The following is a 22174-nucleotide window of genomic DNA, read 5'->3' as shown; positions in this document are numbered from 1 at the left end:
GATGGCGGTTACACCTCGCTGTTGCTCTCTGCCAGGTCGACCAGTTCGCGCACGGCCACGGCGAACAGCGGGAAGCCACCCTGGGCGCCACTCTCGACCTCGTTGATCAGACGACACCAGCGCTTGTGCATCGACTCATGATGCTTGAGCCACTGCTCGACACGCCCGGCGGTATCACGCGCACCGCTTTCCATGGTCAACACGCTGGCGGTCAAGGCCATCTGCTGACGCTCGATATCGTCGCGGAAGGTCTCGCGGGCCTTGGACTGCCAGCCATCCTTCACCGGCAGAGCGGTCACCTGCTGGATCATCCAGGGAAGTTCCAGGCGAGCCCCGATCTCGTAGCAGACCTCGGCCACTTTCTGCGGCTTCTCGTTGACCTGGCGCGCGGTCTGGATAATACCCAGTGCCGTGTACAGGCTATCGGTGGCGGCGACGGTCGATGCCAGGGCCTCAGGCACTCCTGCGGCGACCAGTTCATCACGACGGGCCTGCCAGGCCTCGAGGTCTTCACCGCGCAGGCGCTTGCCGATGTTCTCCTGCAGCTGAGCGATGCGCGGTGCAAAGTACTCGATGCAATCTGCGGCAGACTGGCCAGAACGGTTACGCAGGAACCAGCGTGACGCCCGACGGATCATCCGCATCAGGTCCAGCATCATGCTGTACTGGATGTCCGTGGACACCTTGTTGTCCAGCGCCTCGATCTGCTCCCACAGCTTCGGCAACTGGAAGCTGTCTCGGGCAATCACGTAGGCACGGGCAATATCGGCACGTCCCATCCCGGTGGAGTCGATCAACCGGCGTGTGAACACGATGCCCATATGGTCGACCAGATCGTTGGCCAGCTGGGTCGCGACAATCTCACGCTTGAGGCGGTGACTGAACACCTGGTCACGGTAGCGCTCCACCAGACTCTGGGGGAAGGCCCGCGCGGCATGCTGGGCAATCACTTCGTCGTCAGGCACGTCCGAGGCGATCAAATCGCCCTTGAGGGTGCTCTTGGCGTAAGAGATCAGCACCGACAGCTCCGGCAACACCATGCCTTGATCGTTGGCGGCCCGCTCCTGGAGTTCTTCGTCGGACGGCAGGAACTCCAGCTCACGGTCGATCTGACCTGCGGCTTCGAGCTCGCTGATGAAGCGACGATAGGGGCCGATACCCTGCAGCGACAGACGTTCGGAGAGATCCAGCGCCTGGGTCTGACGATAGTTGTCGGTCAGCACCAGCTCACTGACTTCCTCGGTCATGTCCGCCAGCAGCTGATTACGCTGCTTCTCGGTCATGTCGCCGTTGGCCACCACTTCATCGATCAGGATCTTGATGTTGACCTCGTGGTCGGAACAGTTGACCCCGCCCGCGTTGTCGATGAAGTCGGTGTTGACCCGCACACCCCGAGTGGCAGCTTCCATGCGCCCACGCTGGGTCAGGCCAAGGTTACCGCCCTCGCCCACTACCTTGCAGTTGAGCTCATTGCCATTGATGCGCAGCACGTCGTTGGCCTTGTCACCGACCTCGGCATCGGTTTCGGTACTGGCCTTGACGTAGGTACCAATGCCGCCGTTCCAGATCAGGTCGACGCGGGAGCGCAGCATGGCCTGAATCAAGTCATTGGGTGCCAGCTTGTCCTCGGTAATACCGAAGGCGTCTTTCATCTGCGGCGTGATGCTGATGGACTTGGCCGCACGGGAGAAGATGCCACCGCCCTCGGAGATCAGGCTCTCGTCGTAGTCCTGCCAGCTGGAGCGAGGCAGCTCGAACAGACGCTTGCGCTCTTTGAAGCTGGACGCGGCATCCGGCGTCGGATCGACGAAGATATGCAGATGGTTGAAGGCCCCGACCAGACGAATGGTCTCGGACAACAGCATGCCATTGCCGAACACGTCGCCCGCCATGTCGCCGATACCGACGACACTGAATTCGTCGGACTGGGTGTCGACCCCAAGACCGCGGAAGTGACGCTTGACCGACTCCCAGGCCCCCTTGGCGGTGATCCCCATCTTCTTGTGGTCATAGCCGTTGGCACCGCCGGAGGCGAAGGCATCGCCCAGCCAGTGGCCGTACTCCAGGGAAATCTCGTTGGCGATATCAGAGAAGGTTGCCGTGCCCTTGTCCGCCGCCACGACCAGGTAGGGGTCGGCGTCATCATGGCGCACCACGTTCTGGGGCGGAACTACCTCGCCGCCGACCAGATTGTCGGTCACGTCCAGCAAGGCGCGAATGAAGGTCTGATAGCAGGCAATGCCTTCCTTCTGCACCGTTTCACGATCGGCCCCCTCGGGCATGCGCTTGCAGACAAAGCCGCCCTTGGCACCGACCGGCACGATCACCGAGTTCTTGACCTGCTGCGCCTTGACCAGCCCCAGCACTTCGGTGCGGAAGTCCTCGTGGCGATCGGACCAGCGCAGGCCGCCGCGGGCCACCTTGCCACCGCGCAGGTGGACCCCTTCGACCCTGGGAGAACACACGAAGATCTCGAACATCGGGCGCGGCTTGGGCATGCCCGTCACCTTGGACGGCTCCAGCTTGAAGGCCAGGTAGTCCTTGAAGCCGCCCTCGTCGGTCTTCTGGTAATAGTTGGTCCGAAGCGTCGCCATGATCAGCTCTACATAGCGGCGCAGCAGACGATCGTCATTGAGGCTGGCCACATCGTCGAGCAGGGTGTTGATGCGCTCGACGCAGGCCTCGACCTCGCCTTCGTCAGGACGATCCTCTGGGTCAAAGCGCAGTTCGAACAGGGTCACCAGCTCGCGGGTGATGTGCGGATGCGCGACCAGCGTATTGGCGATGAAATTCTGAGAGATGCCGAAGCGAATCTGCTTGAGGTAGCGCGCATAGGAGCGCAGCATCGCGACCTCGCGCCAATCCAGATTGGCACCAATGATCAAGCGGTTGAAGCGATCATTGTCCGCCTCACCGGCCCAGATACGCTGGAAAGCCTCGACAAACGGCTTGCGCATCTCCTGCAGATTGACCTCGGTGGCCGTGTGATGCTCCAGATCGAAGTCATGGATCCAGTAGCTCGCATCCACGGCTTCGACCTCGTAGGGTCGCTCACCGATCACTCGCAGGCCAAGGTTTTCCATCATCGGCAGCACGTCGGACAGCGGAATCTGGCTGCCCTTGTGGAACAGCTTGAGATTGACGCCGCTGCCCTCTTCTTCGATCAGCCGATACAGCGACAGTGCCAGCGGCTTGCCGTTGTCGAGCTCGCCGATGTGCTGCAGGTCATAGACCGCAGTGCGGGCGCTGAAATCGTCCTGGTAACCCGCCTGGAAAGCGTCACGGAAGCGGGCCAGCAGATGATTGGCCTGTTCTTCGCCGTATCCGTCGATGGCCGCATTGAGCAGATCATCACGCCAGTTGCGAGCCAGTCGGGCCAGCTTCTCTTCGAGCGCCTTGATGTCGTAGTCGCTTGGCGCCTCTCCGTTAAAGCGCAGGATGAACTGGATACGTGCCAGCACCGACTCGGACAGGTACGTATTGAAGTCACCGAAGGTAGCGTCGAGTTCCTCGCACAGCACCCGCTGCAGCCGCAGTCGCAGCTCGGTGGAGAACACATCACGAGGCACAAACACCAGGCAGGAGTAGAACTGGCCGAAGCGATCCTCGCGAATGAACAGACGCACGCGGCGACGCTCGCGGATGTCGAGAATGCCCAGTGCCGTCTGCGCCAGCTCGTCGGTGTCGATCTGGAACAGGTCATCGCGCGGATAGACCTCCAGAATCTGCGTCAGCTGCTTGCCGTTATGGCCCTTGGGGTTGAAGCCGGCAATGTCCATGACCGCCTTGAGCTTACGCCGAAGGATCGGAATGTGACGCGGAGAGTCGTTGTACACCCCGGAAGTGAACAGGCCAAGGAAGCGGCGCTCGCCGATCACGTTACCCTGGTCGTCGTAGCGATCGATGGTGACGTAGTCCGGGTAGGTCGGACGGTGCACCCGCGCATGAAATGCGCTCTTGGCAAAGGACAGCAGCTGCGGAACCAGAACGTAACGATCCCCCTCGACCCCCTGGTCGGTGCGGATACGCTGGCGATACTGCGCCTCGGACAGGCGGAACAGTCCTAGTTCGCTGCCGTCCACTTGATTGAGACTCTGCCCCCCATTGGACCCATCGACGCTGAATTCGTCATAGCCCAGGAAGGTAAAGTTGTCTTCCAGCATCCACTCCAGGAAGGCCACCGCCTCGGCGTGGTCGTCCTTGTTCACCGGTCCGGGGCAGCAGGTGTTCAGCTCATCGATGGCTTCGCGGATGCGCGCACGCATTGGCTCGAAATCCGCCACGGCAGTGCGGACTTCCTGCAAGACTTCCTGCAGGCTCTGCTCGATGGCGGCCAGCTCGGCGGGATCGGAGTGGCGGTCGACCTCGATGGCGATCAGCGACTCGCGCTGCTCCGGTGCGTCCTTGTCACGCGGAGACGCCAGGCGCACCACCCGGTGCTGCTCGTCCCGGGCCACCGACAGCACCGAGTTGTGGATCGCATGCACCGTCATGCCACGGCGATTCAGCTCGATACGCACGGAATCCACCAGAAACGGCATGTCCTCATGCAACACGGCCACGAAGGTGTGGGTCGATTGCCAGCCGTGCTCCTCGAAGTCAGGGTTCATCACCTTGACCTTGGGCGAGGCAGGATCAAACTGCTGCAGAAAGTGCCATACCGAGAGAGTGGCGCCGTAGAGATCGTCCAGGCGACGCTCAGTCAGATCTTCCAGCGGAATCGTGGAGTAGAAGTGACGAGCGAAGTTACTCACCTGGCCGGCCTTGTCCTGATCGAGTCGCCCCTCGAGCCTTTCCTCGAGCTGCTTCAGCAGATCTTCGCGACTGTCATCCTGTGCGACGTGTAACATCCTCACCTCGGTTGGCGGCGGCCACTTCACTGTGGCCAGTTGAACGGTTATGACGAGCGTAGTGCATGGTCGCCAAGCTTACGGCAATCCCTTCCTCTCCCCCATCCAGATGCCCGCCTTCTCATGGAGCATGACGGTTGCGCATCGGTCTTGACAGCGGCCTCAGCTTGCGCCTTGGTGCTAGCGGCGCTCCAGCAGTACGCCACATTCACAATGATGGGTGAAAGGAAACTGGTCAAACAGAGCAAACCTCACCACATCATGGGTCTGGGTCAGCTGTTCAAGATTGTCGGCCAGGGTGTCAGGGTTGCAGGAAATATAGACGATACGCTGATACTCGCTCAGCTGTGCGCAGCTGTCGGCGTCCAGGCCGGCCCGCGGGGGATCGACCAGCACTGTCGAGAAGTCATAGCCGTCCAGGGCCATTTCGTCGACACGTCGTCCGCCCTTGTCCCCTTTCAGCGCAGCCGAGAAATCCTCGGCAGACATCCGGGCGACGACGGCGTTGGTCACCTGGTTGGCCTCCAGATTGACCTTGGCACTGGCCACTGATGTGCGCGAAATCTCGGTGGCGAGGACCCGACGGAAGTTCTCGGCCAGCGCGATGGTGAAGTTGCCATTGCCGCAATAGAGCTCTACCAGGTCACTGTGCTGGCTCCCGGCGGTGACATCGCGGGCCCAGCTCAGCATGGCGGAGCAGATCTGTGCATTGGGCTGGGTGAAGCTGTTTTCGACCTGCTGGTAGTGCAGGGTACGGCCATCCACCTCCAGACGCTCCCACACGTGATCGCGCGTCAGCACAATACGCTGCTTGCGCGATCGGCCGATGATCATCACTCCAAGCGCCTGCTCCAGCGCGCGCGCATCCGCCTCCCAGTCGTCCTCCAGCGGGCGGTGGTAGATCAGGCTGACCAAGGTTTCCCCCGCCAGCGTCGAGAGAAACTCGACCTGAAACAGCTTGCGCCGCATCACCGGGTTGTCGCGTATGGCATCCAGCAGGGCTGGCATCAGGGCGTTGATCCGCTCGCTGGCCACGGCGAACTGATCCATACGCACCAGCGCCTTGTCAGAAGGATCGTCGGGATTGACCTCGAACATCACATAGTAGAGATCATCCCCTTCGTGCCACACCCTGAACTCGCAGCGTTGGCGATAGTGGCTCGGCGGTGACGGATAGACCTCGAGGGCCGGCGGCGAGAAGCGGGCAAACTGAGCTTCCAGGCGCTCGCGCTTGGCGTCTAGCTGTTCGGTATAGCGTTCAGGGTCAACAACAGGTATGGCCACAATGACTCCGCAACAAACATTGGATAGTAGAGAAACCAGAGAAAAAAAGGGTAGACAGACAGCGTCGGCAGCAAGAACCGTCAAAACGAGCTGTCATAAAGCGCTCTCATCAAGAACTGCCAGAACGAGCAGCGACCAAGGCGACATCAAGACGGCATCAGGGCGACATCAAGACGACATTGGATGTCCGGCTCTGCTTTATCCGACCCAGCGCAACCCGGCCCAGCGCTGCCCGACCCCGCCGGACAGCCTCAAGGCTGGCACGCACAGGTCCACGTCAGGCAGACGCTTTAGACCGTCGGCAGCTGGCGAACCGCGTCGAAACCAAAGCGCGACAGCCCAGGCTCCAGCGCCGGCGACGATGCCGTCAGCCAGGCGCACTGCGCTCCCTGGCGCGCATCGGGTTGCTGCATCACTTGAACCGTGCGCCGGGCAATGGCGTCCCCCGAGTCGATCCAGGTGATGGCTCGCGGCATGACCTCGTCCAGCCAAGGCAACAGCAGGGGAAAATGGGTACAGCCGAGCACAACCGTATCCACCAGCGGATCGTCGATCAGCGGCGCCAGGGCGTGACGCACCACCTCAAGATCCACCGCTCGCCCTGCCAGCTGGTGCTCAGCCTGGGTCACCAGCGCATCTGCGGCGACCTTCTTTACCCGACAATGAGGGGCGTAGCTATCGATCAGTCGCTGCGTGTACGGCCTTGATACCGTCGCACTGGTGGCCAACAACGCCAGACAGCCGCTGCGTGATGCCAACGCAGCAGGCTTGATGGCGGGTACGGTACCCACCACGGGCAGCGCAAGACGTTCACGAAGCTCGTTGAGCGCCAGCGTGCTGGCGGTATTGCAGGCGACCACCAGGGTATCTGCAGAGGTCGCGTCGACGGCGGCAGCACACACCGCAACGATACGCTGGACCAGCCAGTCATCAGGGCGGATGCCATAGGGCATCATGGCGTTGTCACAGCAATACGCCATTGCTGTCTCGGGCAGGTGCTGGCGCAGCGACCGAACCACCGACAGCCCGCCAACCCCTGAGTCGAAAACCAGTACAGGACCTGCCATCAGTCCCCCACGCCATCAACGATCACACGAAGGCCCATCCTCGGCGACGATGGGCCCTTGGTACGGCGACGAAGAAGATATTGAACGGGAGCAGACACAGGATATGGCGCCATGATCATCATGGCGCCATTCTACCCGAGAGGATGCAGCGGAGTCAGCAGCAGCGCGAGTCAAGCGCCACCGCCGTTACCGCCATTTACCCTGGAGTGACGTGTCAGATGGAAGGTTGCGTGCGCACCGACCGTCAGGCCGGCATGGGTTCTTCCCTGAGCTCTGCGTAGAGTTCCGGGTAGGCCCCCTGCAGCCTCTCGAGCTCAGAGGTGGCGTGTTCCGGCAAGGCATGCGCCAGCCGTTCGAGGTCCTCGTCAGAGAAGTGCTCGCTGATCAGCGGAAACAGCTCTTCCCGTTCCTGGCGCAGGTAGGTCCGGTGGCTGTCGAGGTAGTCGCGCAGGTCGCTGGAGAACTGGTCCATGGGAACAGCGACGTCCATCAGAATCATGTCGATGTCGCGAGACAGGCGGGAGAGCCTTGCCTTGAGCTTGCGGTAGTCTCCGGAGAGGCGCTCGGCGATGTCTTCGCTGGCAGGCGCCACCTCCCTGAGGCGATCGGTGCAGATCTGTTCCAGCGGCAGCGTGAAGCCTGCCATGTAGTCGAGAATGTAATCGACCACCTCCCTGACAAGCTGGAAATTGGGCCGCTCTCCCTGAGCGAGGGTCTTTTGCTTGAGTTGCAGGACGTGCAGTATGCGCGCCATGTTGGCGTGATCCCGTCGCAGTTGCTTTAGCATGGGCATGACGGAAACCTCCTGTGGTCAGCGTGAGCTGAAGGCACCCTAGCTTAGACTGGCCTTCTCGGATCAGGTTCCGGATCGATCACACACCGGAATGTATCACCCTAGACGCATAATCACGTTTCTGCCCGACGAATTCCACCACATAAGTAATGAACGATTTCTTACAATCCGCCTAAGCATTAACCTCTGGCGCATTTTTCCATTTGAGCAGGAGTCGGCGATGGACATGTTTCAACAGGCCCACCAGGAAGACGCAGCGCCGCTGGCCTGGCGCATGCGCCCGAGAACCCTCGACGACTACCTGGGACAGCCATCGCTGGTGGGCCCGGGCAAGCCTCTGCGACGCATGGTGGAAGCCGGACAAATTCGCTCGATGATCCTGTGGGGCCCCCCGGGAGTCGGCAAGACCACCCTGGCAGACATCCTGGCCCACGCCTCCCAGTCACGCCTGGAACACCTGTCTGCGGTGATGGCTGGGGTCAAGGACATTCGCGAGGTCGTCGAGCGGGCCCGGGCGGCCCAGGGACAAGGCCAGACCACGGTGCTGTTTCTGGATGAGATTCACCGCCTCAACAAGAGCCAGCAGGATGCCTTGCTGCCCCACGTGGAATCAGGCCTGCTGACGCTGATTGGCGCCACCACGGAGAATCCGTCCTTCGAGGTCAATTCGGCGCTGCTGTCCAGGGCGCGGGTCCATGTGCTCAAGGCCCTGGATGACGACGCCCTGATCCAGGTGATGCGCCGAGCACTGAGCGATACACAGCGAGGCCTTGGCCAGCGCAATATCCAGGTCGACGATGAGGTACTGGCCACCCTGGCCAGGGCCGCCGCGGGCGACGCACGCCGCGCCCTGGGCCTGCTCGAGACCGCCTGCGATTTCACCGTTCCCTTCAGCGCGCCCCAGGGCCAGGGAGAACGGCTTGAGGCCGGGGTGCTCGACGACGTTATCGGCCACACGGCGAGCGCCTTCGACAAGCAGGGAGATGCCTACTATGACCTGTTGTCGGCCATCCACAAGTCCGTGCGATCTTCCCGTCCAGATGCTGCCCTGCTGTACATGGCGAGGTTCATTCAGGGCGGTGGTGACCCTCTTGATGTGGTGCGCCGACTGGCCGCGATTGCCTCGGAGGACGTCGGCAATGCCGATCCGCGCTGCCTGCCCCTGGTGATGTCGGCGTGGGACGCCTATCTGCGCCTAGGGGACTACGAGGGACAGCGCGCTATCGCCCATGCCGCGATCCACCTGGCGGTGGCGCCCAAGAGCAACGCCATCGACCAGGCCTGGAAAAAGGCGCAGGCATTCGTCGCGTCACAACCACGCCTGGAGGTGCCCACCTACCTGCGTAACGCACCGACCAAACTGATGGCATCCCTCGGTCATGGCGACGGCTACCGCTATGCCCACAATGAACCCAACGGATACCCAGCGGGCAGCCAGCACGACTGCTGGCCGGAGGAGCTACCCGTTCAGGCGTTCTATCAGCCGTCTGACTACGGCCAGGAAGAGCGCTTCAAACGCATCATGGATTGGCGTGCACAGCTGGACAGGACAGCCGACGGGAACAGCGACTGATCACCCATCACCCGCCGCAGGGGCGCTGTGGCGGGCCGTGCCCCCCTGTTAGCGTTGCGGCACAGGGCGCAACGTCAAGGATAGGTCCCTCGCGACGACTACCTCCCATGCCAGGGCCCACGATGGGCCTTGTCCCCGGAGGAACGCTCATGACTACCACCCCAGTTCAGCAAGCTCGCAAGATTTTGGTGCGCAACGCCCGCCACCCCAACCACCACGACCTGCTGCTCGCCTATGCGCGCCAGCAGGCCACGCCGGCAGTGCGGCGCGCCCTGTTCAAGCTGCTGTTCGAGCAATGACCACCCCCGCGCCGTCTCTCCCCCCGGCGCGTTTCACCCCCGCCGTCTTTCACCCCCGCGGTCTTTCACATAGCTGAGTGGGAAACGAAGGGGGCGGATGACACCCACGCAGGCGCAGGCGCCGAGCGTCAGGTGCCACTAGCCTTACCGCAGGCAGAATCTGACGCCGTTGGATGGCCAGTGGACGGATCGCTGGACGTTGCTTCCGGCCCCGCCGTGTCCTTGACCGCTTCGGACTCGTGCTCATCGACAGCCTCGGTGGCCTCGTGATGATGCAGCACCCCATCGTGGAAGCCGGCGTCGTCAAAGTAGGCCACGTACTGTCCCTCTTCGACCGGGGGCCCGACGATAGGCTCGGCCACATCCACGTCAGGCACCACATCTGACAAGTCTTCCATGTGCTCGTGCTCCTTGGCGCCTTGCACCCACTCGTCGGTGACCACCAGCTCCGCGCCCACCGAGGACAGCGGGGTGGCCGCAGAGAACGGCACCACAGGCACCGGAGCAGGACGCACCAGACGACGCCAGGCGAAGAACAGCACCAGGGCAGCTCCCAAGGCACCAAAGGACATGAACAGCGCCGTGTCGCCAAGCGCGGCCATGACCGGACTGATCAGAGGCGGACTCACCGACGAGCCCAGCGCGCTGATCAGCAGCAGTCCCTGGCTCATCGGCACCAGGGCACCGGCCGGGGCGCGGTCAGCGGAGTGACCGACGGACACCGGATACAGCGAGAACACCCCACCCCCGAGCAGGAACAGCAGCGCCGCAAGCCCCCAGGAAGGCAACGGCACCAACAGCACCGTCAGCGAGATCGCCAGACAGAAGATCCCGATAAGGATCAGCACAGTCTGCCGGTCATGACGATCAGACCAGCGTCCGACCGGGTACTGAAGCAACATCGCGCCCAGCACCGTGGCCGCCATCAGCTGGCCAACATCCGCCACGCCAAAACCGTTGCGCTGAAGGTATAGCGGCAGCAGCGAATAGACGGCAGCGGCCAGCATGCCAGAGCCAAACGCCCCCACGACCCCTGTCGGCGTCAACACCATCAGCCGGAACGGCGATAGGGGTTCGATCTTGTCCAGAAGCGGGGTCACGCGGGGAATCATCGCCATCGGCAGCACCGACAGCGAGGCCAGCGCCCCCACCACCATGAACGGTGCGGTGTCCCCCAGGTTCTGGGTCACGCCAAGCAATAGCTGCCCGAGCACGCCAGAGCCGTAAAGCGCGATCATGTAGAGCGCCAGCAGGCGACCGCGAACCTGGGAGTCACCGGACGCCAGCAACCAGCTTTCAATGACCAGGAAGACACCCACCGTGGCCCAGCCACCGATCAGACGTAAGCCGAACCAAGCCACCGGGTCCAGCATCAAGCCTTGCAGCAGCACGGTCACGGCAACCAACGAGGCAAAGCTGCCGTAGGCGCGGATATGGCCAATGGCCAGCAGCAGGCGATCGTTGAACAGCGCCCCCAGCCCAAGGCCAATGTAATAGGCGGCAGACACCCAGCCGACCACGACCGGGGATTCCCCGGCAGCATCGAGCCGCAGGGTAATCAGCGACGACAGAAAACCATTGCCGATACCAAGGATGAACAGCCCCAGAACAGGGGGCAGAGCCATGGCCAGAAGCTGAGGAGACATGACAGGTCTGGGCTCCAGCGATGCGGACGACGCGGACGACGACGGCGGGTGAGTGATGGCATATCGAGTCCGTCCGTCGCGGTGCGTTATTGACGACTCTTGGGCGGCGAATATACCCCCGTTTGTCCGTCTGTCAACGGCTTTCGAGCCGCTTTTGCAGAGCTCCTGCAACGCCTTGTTGACAAAGCACAAATTACAGCCATGTCAGCGCGCTGGCCGCTGCAGCAACGCGACATCCGAGCCCACCAGTTCCAGCGTGACGCCCAGTCGCTTGGCCAACCAGCGAAAGCTCGCGTCACTGAAGAACACCACATGGGTAGGGTCGCGGATATAGTGCCAGCCGGAAAAGTCATCCGGTGTGCGCTTGGTCATCAACCCCAGCCAGCCACCGGGACGCAGGCGTTGCACCAGACTGGCCAGTACCTCACCGGGGGCGTACAGATGTTCAGCCACCTCGGTGGCCGTGATGAAGTCGTACTCCGCCTCTGCCCACTGCGGGAAGGGGTGGTAGTAGGGATCGTGAATCCGCATCGAAAAGCCGGCCTCTTCGAACATCAGTGACAGCGTGGGGCCAGGGCCAGCGCCAAAATCCAGCCCACTTGCCCCGTCAGGCAAGCGTTCGCTCAAGGGCTCGAACAGCCGTCCCAGGAAACGCCGATAGCCGGGATCGTCGGGCCGGTTGTCGTGCTGGTCGTAGATCGCTTTCTCCGCGGCTGGCGCCAGACGCTGAGCCGGCGGCACGGCAATCAGGTCACAGCGCGGACAGCGGAAGTAGTCGCGCTGTCCGTCCCAATGAAAATGCTGGGTCGTCGGGTTTGTGCATAGCGGACAGCTCGGCATCGTCGTATTCTCTGAGGCTTGATTCACTTGTGGAGAAAGGCATGCTGTCAGGTCTTGATCACCTGGTCATCACCGTGACCGATATTTCCCGCGCCGTTGACTTCTACACGCGCGTGCTTGGACTCGATGTCCGCTACCGAGACCGTGAACGTGTCGACCTGATGCTGGGCGAGCTGGCCTTGCGTCTGCACTGGACCGCGACCGACGTCCATCCGCGCGCCGCCACACCGACGCCCGGCAGCCTCGATATCTGTTTCAAGAGCCAGCTACCCCTTGCTGACGTCCAGCAACACCTGGAGGCACTGTCGGTCGACATCGAGCTCGGTCCGGTGACTCGTCAGGGCGCCACCGGCAAGATCGAGTCGCTCTACCTGAGAGACCCCGACGGCAACCTGCTGGAGATCTGCCGCCCACTGCGAGAACCCCAGGAGCACGGTGAGGTCTAGAGCGGGATGAGGCCGAGGAACGAGTGAGATCCAGCGACGAATCTCCCCCGTTCATCATGGCATTGCGGCACAGGCTGGGTATCATAGCGAAGCCGTTTTACATGCACAGAAAGGAACACGGATGAGCCAGCGCGACCTCGAGCCCCAGCCTCCCCACGTCACGCCCCCCGAGCCGGAGGGCTCCGGAGCCGACACCACCATCGCCATGGTCGGCTACGCCTTGCTGCTGGCCAATCTGGTCACCGGCTTTACCGCCGTGATCGGCGTGGTCATCGCCTATGTCTACAAGGGCAAGGGTCCCGCCTGGCTGGACCAGCATTATCGCTACCAGATCCGCACCTTCTGGATCGGACTGGTCTATGCGGTCGTCGCCTCCCTGCTGACCTTCGTCCTGATCGGGCTACCGCTGCTGCTGGCGCTGGCCGTATGGTTGATCGTCCGCTGTGTGAAGGGTTTCAAGGCCCTGCAGGAAAAGCGTGCCCCGGACAATCTGGAAAGCTGGCTGATCTGATCATGCAACTCCCCTGGCAACAACGTCTGCAGGCCTTTGCCGTCGCTCGCCTGTGGACCCTCCTGTCGCACTGCTCGCCCGCCTCACTGTGGCGGCTGAGCCGCGTTCTCGTCAGCCTGGCGTACCCCTTGCTCAAGCGCGAACGCGCGGTCACTCGGCTGAATCTGGAGGTCGTCTACCCCGACGCCAGCCCGCAGCAGCGGGAATCGCTGGCTCGCGACAGCCTCACGCACTCGACCGCCACCATGCTCGAGCTCGGTTTCTCCTGGCAAGGCGACCCGCAGCGCGTGGCTGACAGCATCGTCGAGGTGCATGGCAGAGCCTTGCTGGATGACGCCCGCGCCGAAGGCAAGGGGGTCATCATCCTGGCACCTCACTTTGGCAACTGGGAAGTGCTCAACTTCTGGCTGTCCAGCCACTTTCCCTTCACCGCCATGTACGAGCCGCCCAAGCTGGCCCCCTTGGATCCCATCATCCGTGCGGGACGTGAGCGCTGCGGCGCCAGCCTTGTGCCGACCAATCCAAGAGGGGTCGCCGCCCTGCTCAAGGCGCTGAAGCGCTGCGAGGCCGTCGGCATCCTGCCGGACCAGGAGCCCAGCTGGGGCAGCGGTGTCTTTGCTCCCTTCTTCGGACGCCCGGCCTATACCGCCACCCTGCTGCCCAAGCTGGTGGGACGCACCGAAGCACGGGTGGTGACAGGCGTCGCCCTGCGCCTACCCGGGCGAGGGTTTGCCCTGCACTTCCTGGCCGCCGACGAGCGAGTCTACGATGCCGACGAGACGACCTCCTGTACCGGTGTCAATGCCAGCATCGAAGAGGTCATCGCGCTCGAACCCGCCCAGTACCAATGGGAGTACAAGCGTTTCACCAAGACCCTGGAAGAGCAGCGCGGCGATCCCGACTTCCGCCGCCACCGGCTGTACAGTTCGAGGAATATGAAGTGACCCGTCCTCAGGACTCGATCTCACGCGACACCCATGTAGGGCACGCCTTGTACGTGATGTACCTGGCGGGCCTGGTCACCGGGTTCCTGACCCTGCTGATCGCGCTGATCGTGGCCTACGTCTATCGCAAGGATGCCCCGCCGTGGCTTCGGGCCCACTATCACTACCTGATTCGAACCTTCTGGATCGGCCTGGTGTATGGGGCCGCCGCGGCGGTGCTGACGGTGCTGGTCATCGGCCTGGCCTTGCCACCACTGCTGGTCAGTGCCTGGTTCGTGATTCGCTGCATCATCGGCTGGCGCGCGCTACACCGGCGGCTGCCGCCGCCTCGGGTAGACAGCTGGCTGTGGTAGCCATCTGCCGCAGCCGAGCCGTCACCCGCCAGATCAGTCCCTTCTCCTTCCCCCTACCCCTTCTCCCCTGCCCTTGCCCCTGCGACATGTATCCGCAGGGATACATTTCTTCGCAATTTTGTCGCCATAAGGCGACACGGAACCTCACTTTCCCCCTCCTCTCAAAGGCAGGTAGAACCCATCTATTGCATCTTTACCATCAGACAATAGGCTAGAGTGTGAAGAGCATGGATAGCCGTTTCAGCACAAATATGGGCAAAGTGATACACGCGACCTGCTGGCTGACCGCCTCTCGACCATCGCCGCAACGGCAGTCGCGGCGATGGTCGCGTATCACGGCGATCCGCGGCAGACCGTGATGGCTCCGCGATAGCCGTGACAGGTCCCGACGCCCACTGCCCAACGTCCCACTGGTTCCGCCTGACAGAGCACTGGCAGTTCGGTGCCATCAGGCCGCAAGGAGAGCGAACGTGAACACCCCAGTCATCTGCGGACGGTCGACACCGCCCACTGCCTACCCGGCCGAGTCAGCCCGCGTCAGTGGACGCGGCGGCCTCCACTGGAAGGCCGCTGCATCATGGGCACTGGCCGGCATGCTGGTCAGCGCACCCGCGCTGGCGGTGGATGCCGACAGCCTTTTCGAACAGGTGACCGATCAGGCGAGAACCCTGGCCGAAGCGCCCTACGAAGCACCAGAGAGTACACTGCCTGACGCCGTGGCCGAGATGGGCTACGACCGCTACCGGCAGATTCGCTACCGCGATGAACAGGCGCTTTGGCGCGATCACGGCAACTTTCAGGTGGAGCTGTTCCATCCCGGCTTTCTCTACGACCAGCCGGTCGATATCCATCTTCTCGAAGATGGTGAGGTGCGCACCCTGCCCTTCGAGCAGCAGCGCTTTCGCTACGACGACGATGCTGCTGAGCTGGCCGAACTGGATCTCGGCGACCAGGGCTATGCCGGCTTCCGTCTGCATTACCCGCTCAACCGAGCGGATGTCGACGACGAGTTTGCCGTCTTCCTCGGCGCTTCCTACTTCCGCCTGGTGGGCAGAAACCAGGGCTACGGGCTCTCCGCAAGAGGCTTGGCGATCGATACGGCCATGCCCCAGGGCGAAGAGTTCCCCTCCTTCCGCGAGTTCTGGCTGGTCCAGCCTGAGGCTGACGCCAACCGTATGACGGTTCTGGCGCTGCTGGACAGCCCGTCGCTGGCCGGGGCCTACCGCTTCGAGATTGCGCCTGGCAAGAACACTGTCGTCGACACCGAAGCGCGACTGTTCGCCCGCAGCGATGTCGAAAAGCTCGGGGTCGCGCCGCTGACCAGCATGTTCCTGCATGGCGAAATGGATCGGCAGGAAGAAGATGACTATCGCATCCGCGTGCATGACTCCAGCGGGCTGCTGATGGCCACCAGTTCTGGCGAGTGGACCTGGCGCGTGCTCGATAATCCCGCAGACCTGCAGATCTCTGGCTTGCAGGATACCTCTCCGAAGGGCTTCGGCCTGGTCCAGCGTCCGCGCCACTTCGATGCCTATCTGGACATGGAAGCCCGCTACGAACGCCGCCCAAGTCAGTGGGTACAGCCCGCTGGCGACTGGGGAGAAGGCCACGTGGAATTGATCGAAATTCCGACCGACAGCGAGGCCCACGACAATATCACGGCCTACTGGGTTCCCTCCTCGCCCCTCAAGGCGGGAGAGTCACGCACCTATCGGTATCAGACCTGGACCTTCGCTGATACCCCCATGGAAGAACCCCTGGCGCGGGTCGTCAGGTCACGCCAGGGCTGGGGTGGCATTCCCGGTCAGAGCAATCCCCCCGACGAACAGCTCAGGCAGTTCATCATCGACTTTCGCGGCGGCGAGCTCGAGGGTCTCGATGCGAGCCAGCCGGTCAGCGTGCACCTGACCACGTCCAGTGGCGAAACGACGGAAGCCAAGGTGACAGCACTGCCCGATGGAGACACCTGGCGGGCCAGCTTCAAGCTGCTGCCTGATGGCGATACGCCGGCAGACCTGCGCCTGACCTTGATGCTGCGCGACCAGCGCCTGAGCGAAACCTGGAACAGCATCTGGAGTCCCCGATGAACGAGCATACCCCGGAAGTCCCCTGGCCCCGGTGGCGCAGAACGCTGGTAGGCATGGCCATTGCCGCCACCACCGCGCTGGGTGTCTGGACCATGTTCAAGATCCTGTATGTCGAGGGCATCACTCCCCTGGAAATGGCCATCCTGGGGCTGTTTGCGATCACCTTCGGCTGGATCACCATGGCCTTCTGGAGCGCCGTGATCGGGTTTGTGCTTCACCTCACTGGGCGTGACCCCTTGAGCCTCAAGCGGCGTGGCGCCGGACCGATGAGGCCCGCCGGCTCTCGCTCTCGCACCGCCTTGGTCATGCCGATCCACAACGAGGACGTGGCCCGGGTCGCGGCTGGGCTCGAGACAACCTGCATGGACCTTGGCGAGCTGCCGGAGGGCATCGACGTCGAGGCCTTCGTGCTCAGCGATAGCACCGACGACGCCGTCGTGGCGGAAGAAAAGGCCGCCATGGCAGCGCTGCAGCAGCGACTCGAGGGCCACTGCCGGCTGCACTATCGCCACCGGGACAGCAACGCAGGGCGCAAGGCAGGCAACTTGGGCGACTTCTGCACCCGCTGGGGCAGCCACTACGACTATATGCTGGTGGTCGACGCCGACAGTCTGATGAGCGGGACCACGGTGGTCGAGCTCATCGACGAGATGATGGCCAATCCTCGGCTGGGGCTCCTTCAGACGGTGCCCATTCCCGTGCGCCAGCAAAGTCTGTTCGGGCGCTGCAATCAATTCGCTGCCGCGCTCTACTCGCCCATGCTGGCGGCAGGGCTGAGCTTCTGGCACGCCACCGCAGCCAACTATTTTGGCCACAATGCCATCATTCGGGTGGACGCGTTCACCGACGCCTGTGGCCTTCCCGAGCTCCCTGGCAAGCCGCCCCTGGGTGGCGATATCCTCAGTCATGACTTTGTCGAGGCAGCGCTGTTGCGCCGGGCCGGCTGGCAGGTGCGCATGCGCACCGACCTGGGCGGCAGCTATGAGGAAATGCCCAGCCACATTCTCGACTATGCCAAGCGTGATCGACGTTGGGTACAGGGCAACCTGCAGCATCTGCGCCTGCTGAATGGCCATGGCCTGCATGTGCTGAGCCGTCTGCACTTCTTCTTCGGCGCGCTGGCCTACCTGTCGTCGCTGGTGTGGCTGGCGATCCTGGTCATCAGTACCATCGATGCGCTGATCAGGGCGCTCGTTCCCACGAACTTCTTCACCGCCAGCTCGCAGTTGTTCCCTGACTGGCCCATCGCTCCGCCCAACCTGATCATTCCCTTGTTGATCGGCACCTTGGGCATGCTGCTGATGCCCAAGGTGCTGGGACTGATACTCGGTCTCATGCGGGATCCAGAGGGCTACGGGGGACGCCCAAAACTGGTCTTGAGCATGCTGGTGGAGACCCTGTTCGCCATGCTGATCGCACCGCTGATGATGGTCTTCCACAGCCGTTTCGTGATCCAGGTGCTGACCGGTCGTACCGTTGCCTGGGACCCGCAATCCCGAGAGGGGCGGGCACTGCCCTGGCGGGAAGCCTTCCGCCATACCTGGCTGTGGTCGCTGATTGGTGCGGTGTGGGCTCTCGTCACCTGGGCCTACACTCCGAGCTTCTTTCTCTGGCTGACGCCCGTCTGGCTCGGCCTGGTGCTGGCGGCTCCGCTGGTGCGCTGGAGCTCCAGCCTGACCATCGGCCGCCGCCTGGCCCGCGCCGGGCTTCTGCTGGTACCCAGTGAGACACGCCCCCCCAGGGTCGTCGCCGATCTACACATCGAGAGTCAGCTACCCTCATCGGGCGCGCCGGCCGCTCCCCCCAGCGAGCGTCCCCGAGACATGCCTGTGCAGTCCTTCCGACGCCCCCATCAATCGGCTGAGGTGCACAGCGACCCTGGCCACCCGATCGACACCCCCACGCCAGATCGTCGCTGATCCATCATAAGCCATCATCAGCGTCGGTGCAGGACGCCGCGGCCGTGACCCTCATGGCCGCGGCGTCATCATTAGGTAGTCTCTCTCGACAACCTCCCTTGACGCCCCCTTCCGATGCTATCCGAAAGTGGTGTCTGGCAAAGCCGCAAGGGCGTGCTAGACTGCGGTCGACTCGCTTGACGGGGTGCCGGTCAATCCGGCTGAGATGGTGCAGGGCCAGCGTGGTGTAGCGGCCCGACAGCACCGATCCCGTGGAACCTGATCCGGGTGCGGTGTGGACTCACACCTTGAACCGGCGTAGGGAATCAGGCGGTGGCACGCCTTCCCTGCGGGGGCCTGCCCTTCCTCCCCGCCGTCCTTCTCTGCCCCGCCCACCGGATCCACTATGCCGGAGCTATCATGGGCTATTGCTTCAACGATCTGATCGCTGCCTGCCGCGACGACTGGCGGCGCTATACCGAGCACGACTTCGTTCGTGCACTTGGGCGCGGCGACCTGAATGACGCCAGCTTTCGCCACTATCTGAAGCAGGACTACCTGTTTCTCCTGCAGTTTTCACGCGCCTACGCCCTTGCTGCCTACAAGAGCCAGGACCTGGAGAGCTTGCAGGGGGCCTTCAAGGGGATGCAGACGATCCTCGAGGTCGAACTGGGCCTGCATCTTGCCTACTGCCGAGAATGGGGCATTGACGACAGCGAGCTCAGCCGTCTACCGGAGGCACGTGCCACCCTGGCCTATACCCGCTACGTCCTCGACACCGGCAGTCGTGGTGATCTGCTGGACCTGCACGTCGCCCTGGCGCCCTGCATGGTCGGCTACGCCGACATCGGCCGCTGGCTGGCGGATCATCCCGAGACGCTGCGTGGTGGCGACAATCCCTACGATGCCTGGATCACCATGTACGCAAGCCCTGACTTTCAGGCCTCGGCCGTGCGCGAAAGGCACTGGCTCGACGACCAGCTCAGCCAGGTATCGAGCGCTCGTTTCGACCGGCTGGCGCGCATCTTTAGCGACGCGACCCGTCTCGAGACTGACTTCTGGCAGATGGGACTGGACCTGAGCGACTGACCTTGGCGACGCCTTTAGGCGATCGAACTGGGCGATCGACCTGGGTGATCGCGCTCGACAACACAGACAAGCTGACAATAGCAACGCTTGACGGGGTGCCGCAGCCAGCGGCTGAGATCATGCAGCGCATGAGACCCGTTGAACCTGATCTGGGGATACCCCCGATGTTACGGCATCGAGGCGAGGACCAGCGTAGGGATCAAGCGCTCACGGCCACGGCCTCGACGCCCCCCCCTTCTCCCTCGCGACGTGCCATTACCACCATCAGGGCGACGCCACTTGCCCTGCACCGCCGTGAGAGGAAACCACCTATGTCACTCGACCACCCCTCGTCTCATCCGAGATCCCGCCATGACGCCCACTTCCTGGCCGAGACGGCCAGGGTCGACCAGGCCGCCGTCACTCCCCTGCCAGGCTCTCGCAAGGTCTATGTAGAGGGCTCCCGGCCCGACCTGCGGGTGCCATTTCGCGAAATCACCCTGTCGCCGACGCGCACCTCAGGCGCCGACGAAGCCAATCCACCGCTACTGGTGTACGACACCTCAGGCCCCTATACCGACCCGGCGGTACAGGTCGACCTGCGCAAGGGACTAGCCGAGTTGCGTAGGCCCTGGATTGAGGAGCGCAACGATACCGAGTGGCTCGACGGTCCCACCTCCGAGTACGGCCGCCGGCGTGCCAATGACCCGCTGCTGGCCCCCCTGCGCTTCGAGCTGACGCGCACACCACGCCGCGCCACCAGGACCGCCGATGGCCGCCCGGGCAACGTCACCCAATTGCATTACGCGCGGCGCGGCATCATCACACCGGAAATGGAGTTCATTGCACTTCGCGAGAATCAACGTCGACAGGCCCTTCAGGACCCTTATCGTGGCAGTGACGAGGTCGAAGCGATACTTGGCCACCAGCACCCCGGCCAGTCGTTCGGAGCCCGTTTGCCGGATGAGATCACCCCCGAGTTCGTGCGCCAGGAAGTGGCCGCCGGACGCGCCATCATCCCGGCCAACATCAATCATCCCGAAGCCGAGCCGATGATCATCGGGCGTAACTTTCTGGTGAAGATCAACGGCAACCTAGGCAACTCTGCGGTGACGTCCTCCATCGAAGAGGAAGTGGACAAGATGACCTGGGGGATTCGCTGGGGGGCGGATACGATCATGGACCTGTCCACTGGACAGAACATCCATGAAACCCGTGAGTGGATCATCCGCAACTCACCGGTGCCGATCGGTACCGTGCCACTCTATCAGGCGCTGGAAAAGGTCAAGGGCGTGGCCGAGGACCTGACCTGGGAGATCTTTCGCGACACCTTGATCGAGCAGGCGGAACAGGGGGTGGACTATTTCACCATCCACGCCGGTGTGCTTCTTCGCTATGTGCCGCTGACCGCTGGCCGAGTCACCGGCATCGTCTCGCGGGGAGGCTCGATCATGGCCAAGTGGTGCCTCTATCACCACCAGGAAAGCTTCCTCTACACCCACTTCGAGGAGATCTGCGAGATCTGCAAGCAGTATGACGTGGCCTTCTCGCTGGGCGATGGGCTGCGCCCGGGATCCGTGGCAGATGCCAATGACGAAGCTCAGATGGCCGAACTCAAGACCCTGGGCGAGCTGACCCACATTGCCTGGAAGCACGACGTGCAGGTGATGATAGAAGGGCCCGGCCACGTGCCCATGCACCTGATCAAGGAGAACATGGACAAGCAGCTCGAGTACTGCGACGAGGCGCCCTTCTATACCCTGGGCCCGCTGGTCACCGATATCGCTCCCGGCTATGACCACATCACCTCAGGCATCGGCGCGGCGATGATCGGCTGGTACGGCTGCGCCATGCTCTGCTACGTCACCCCCAAGGAGCACCTGGGCCTGCCCGACAAGGACGACGTCAAGACCGGGATCATCACGTACAAGATCGCCGCCCACGCGGCGGATCTGGCCAAGGGGCACCCCGGCGCTCAGCGCCGGGACAATGCGCTGTCCAAGGCACGCTTCGAGTTCCGCTGGGAGGACCAGTTCAACCTGGGCCTGGACCCGGACACGGCCCGCGCCTACCACGACGAGACGCTGCCCAAGGACGCGGCCAAAGTGGCCCACTTCTGCTCCATGTGCGGACCCAAGTTCTGCTCCATGAAGATCAGCCAGGAAGTCCGCGACTATGCCCGCGACAACGGCCTGGACGGCGACAGCGAGGCGGTCATGGCGGGCATGGAGGCGCAGGCACAAGCCTTCCGCCAGCAAGGCGGTGCCCTGTACAAGGAAGTCTGACGCAAGCCCATCACGGCCACCTTCCCGCCCACGGCCCCGCGGGCGGGGAGGTGGCTGCCGTAAAGCCACTGCTGCGGCGGTGGTTCAGGGCCGCCGGCAGCCTTCACGCTGCACCGCACAAATTACTACCAAAGTCTAACCTCTTTGCCCTATCGCTTGATGGTCGTCACAAGCTGTGCTGTTCCCCCAGCAACTGACTCTCCCTACCTCCCCAGGACAATTATTTGACG

Annotated in this window: 16 protein-coding genes and 2 riboswitches; of the genes, 10 read left to right on the top strand and 6 right to left on the bottom strand. The window is 63.0% G+C overall.

What is annotated here, in order from left to right; translation table 11 throughout:
- Nucleotides 1–8: 8 nt before the first annotated feature.
- The 4 genes from KUV72_RS03095 to KUV72_RS03080 form a co-directional block, all read right to left on the bottom strand.
- Nucleotides 9–4850, bottom strand: a complete 4842-nt coding sequence (locus KUV72_RS03095) for an NAD-glutamate dehydrogenase (protein ID WP_222237393.1) — start codon at nt 4848–4850, stop codon at nt 9–11.
- A gap of 180 nt (nt 4851–5030) precedes the next feature.
- The gene (gene trmA, locus KUV72_RS03090; RefSeq protein ID WP_206942748.1) at nt 5031–6134 is read right to left on the bottom strand and encodes a tRNA (uridine(54)-C5)-methyltransferase TrmA; all 1104 of its coding nucleotides are present in this window, start codon (nt 6132–6134) and stop codon (nt 5031–5033) included.
- Between the two features lie 290 nt (nt 6135–6424).
- Nucleotides 6425–7201, bottom strand: a complete 777-nt coding sequence (gene murI, locus KUV72_RS03085; protein WP_206942750.1) for a glutamate racemase — start codon at nt 7199–7201, stop codon at nt 6425–6427.
- A gap of 244 nt (nt 7202–7445) precedes the next feature.
- Nucleotides 7446–7988 (bottom strand): hemerythrin domain-containing protein, encoded by a 543-nt coding sequence (locus KUV72_RS03080; RefSeq protein ID WP_206943167.1) that lies wholly within the window; start codon nt 7986–7988, stop codon nt 7446–7448.
- 226 nt (nt 7989–8214) lie between these two features.
- Between KUV72_RS03080 and KUV72_RS03075 the strand changes: the two genes are divergently transcribed.
- Nucleotides 8215–9567: a replication-associated recombination protein A gene (locus KUV72_RS03075; protein ID WP_222237392.1), complete on the top strand. Its 1353-nt coding sequence runs from the start codon at nt 8215–8217 to the stop codon at nt 9565–9567.
- Nucleotides 9568–9716: 149 nt separating this feature from the next.
- Nucleotides 9717–9866 carry a hypothetical protein gene (locus KUV72_RS03070; RefSeq protein ID WP_206942753.1) on the top strand — a complete coding sequence of 50 codons (150 nt, stop codon included), beginning with the start codon at nt 9717–9719 and terminating at the stop codon, nt 9864–9866.
- Nucleotides 9867–9994: 128 nt separating this feature from the next.
- Here KUV72_RS03070 and KUV72_RS03065 read toward each other — a convergent pair whose 3' ends face one another.
- Complete coding sequence (locus tag KUV72_RS03065) at nt 9995–11512, bottom strand: MFS transporter (RefSeq protein WP_222237391.1); 1518 nt, start codon at nt 11510–11512, stop codon at nt 9995–9997.
- 204 nt (nt 11513–11716) lie between these two features.
- Nucleotides 11717–12352, bottom strand: a complete 636-nt coding sequence (locus KUV72_RS03060) for a class I SAM-dependent methyltransferase (RefSeq protein WP_222237390.1) — start codon at nt 12350–12352, stop codon at nt 11717–11719.
- A gap of 41 nt (nt 12353–12393) precedes the next feature.
- Here KUV72_RS03060 and KUV72_RS03055 point away from each other — a divergent pair, with 41 nt between their 5' ends.
- The 8 genes from KUV72_RS03055 to thiC all read left to right on the top strand — a co-directional run bounded on the left by KUV72_RS03055 (nt 12394) and on the right by thiC (nt 21944).
- Nucleotides 12394–12798: a VOC family protein gene (locus KUV72_RS03055; RefSeq protein ID WP_206942759.1), complete on the top strand. Its 405-nt coding sequence runs from the start codon at nt 12394–12396 to the stop codon at nt 12796–12798.
- A 121-nt stretch (nt 12799–12919) separates the two neighbouring features.
- Entirely contained in the window at nt 12920–13309 is a 390-nt protein-coding gene (locus tag KUV72_RS03050) for a DUF4870 family protein (protein ID WP_222162004.1), read from the top strand.
- 2 nt (nt 13310–13311) lie between these two features.
- Nucleotides 13312–14253, top strand: a complete 942-nt coding sequence (locus tag KUV72_RS03045; RefSeq protein WP_206942763.1) for a lysophospholipid acyltransferase family protein — start codon at nt 13312–13314, stop codon at nt 14251–14253.
- The gene (locus KUV72_RS03040) at nt 14250–14606 is read left to right on the top strand and encodes a DUF4870 family protein (RefSeq protein ID WP_224851791.1); all 357 of its coding nucleotides are present in this window, start codon (nt 14250–14252) and stop codon (nt 14604–14606) included. The genes KUV72_RS03045 and KUV72_RS03040 overlap by 4 nt, the downstream gene beginning before the upstream one ends.
- A 470-nt stretch (nt 14607–15076) precedes the next feature.
- Nucleotides 15077–16693: a glucan biosynthesis protein gene (locus KUV72_RS03035; protein ID WP_315857838.1), complete on the top strand. Its 1617-nt coding sequence runs from the start codon at nt 15077–15079 to the stop codon at nt 16691–16693.
- The gene (mdoH, locus tag KUV72_RS03030; RefSeq protein WP_222162003.1) at nt 16690–18612 is read left to right on the top strand and encodes a glucans biosynthesis glucosyltransferase MdoH; all 1923 of its coding nucleotides are present in this window, start codon (nt 16690–16692) and stop codon (nt 18610–18612) included. The genes KUV72_RS03035 and mdoH overlap by 4 nt, the downstream gene beginning before the upstream one ends.
- Before the next feature lie 170 nt (nt 18613–18782).
- Nucleotides 18783–18934: riboswitch (TPP riboswitch) on the top strand.
- Between the two features lie 77 nt (nt 18935–19011).
- Complete coding sequence (gene tenA / locus KUV72_RS03025; protein ID WP_222237389.1) at nt 19012–19680, top strand: thiaminase II; 669 nt, start codon at nt 19012–19014, stop codon at nt 19678–19680.
- Nucleotides 19681–19761: 81 nt separating this feature from the next.
- A riboswitch (TPP riboswitch) is annotated at nt 19762–19896 on the top strand.
- Nucleotides 19897–19991: 95 nt separating this feature from the next.
- Entirely contained in the window at nt 19992–21944 is a 1953-nt protein-coding gene (gene thiC, locus KUV72_RS03020) for a phosphomethylpyrimidine synthase ThiC (protein WP_261317298.1), read from the top strand.
- Nucleotides 21945–22174: the final 230 nt, after the last annotated feature.

Source organism: Halomonas sp. DP4Y7-1 (assembly GCF_019800705.1).
Taxonomy (GTDB): domain Bacteria; phylum Pseudomonadota; class Gammaproteobacteria; order Pseudomonadales; family Halomonadaceae; genus Halomonas; species Halomonas litopenaei_A.
The sequence above is the reverse complement of the archived record's forward strand: the minus strand, read 5'-3'. Positions and strand labels throughout refer to the sequence as shown.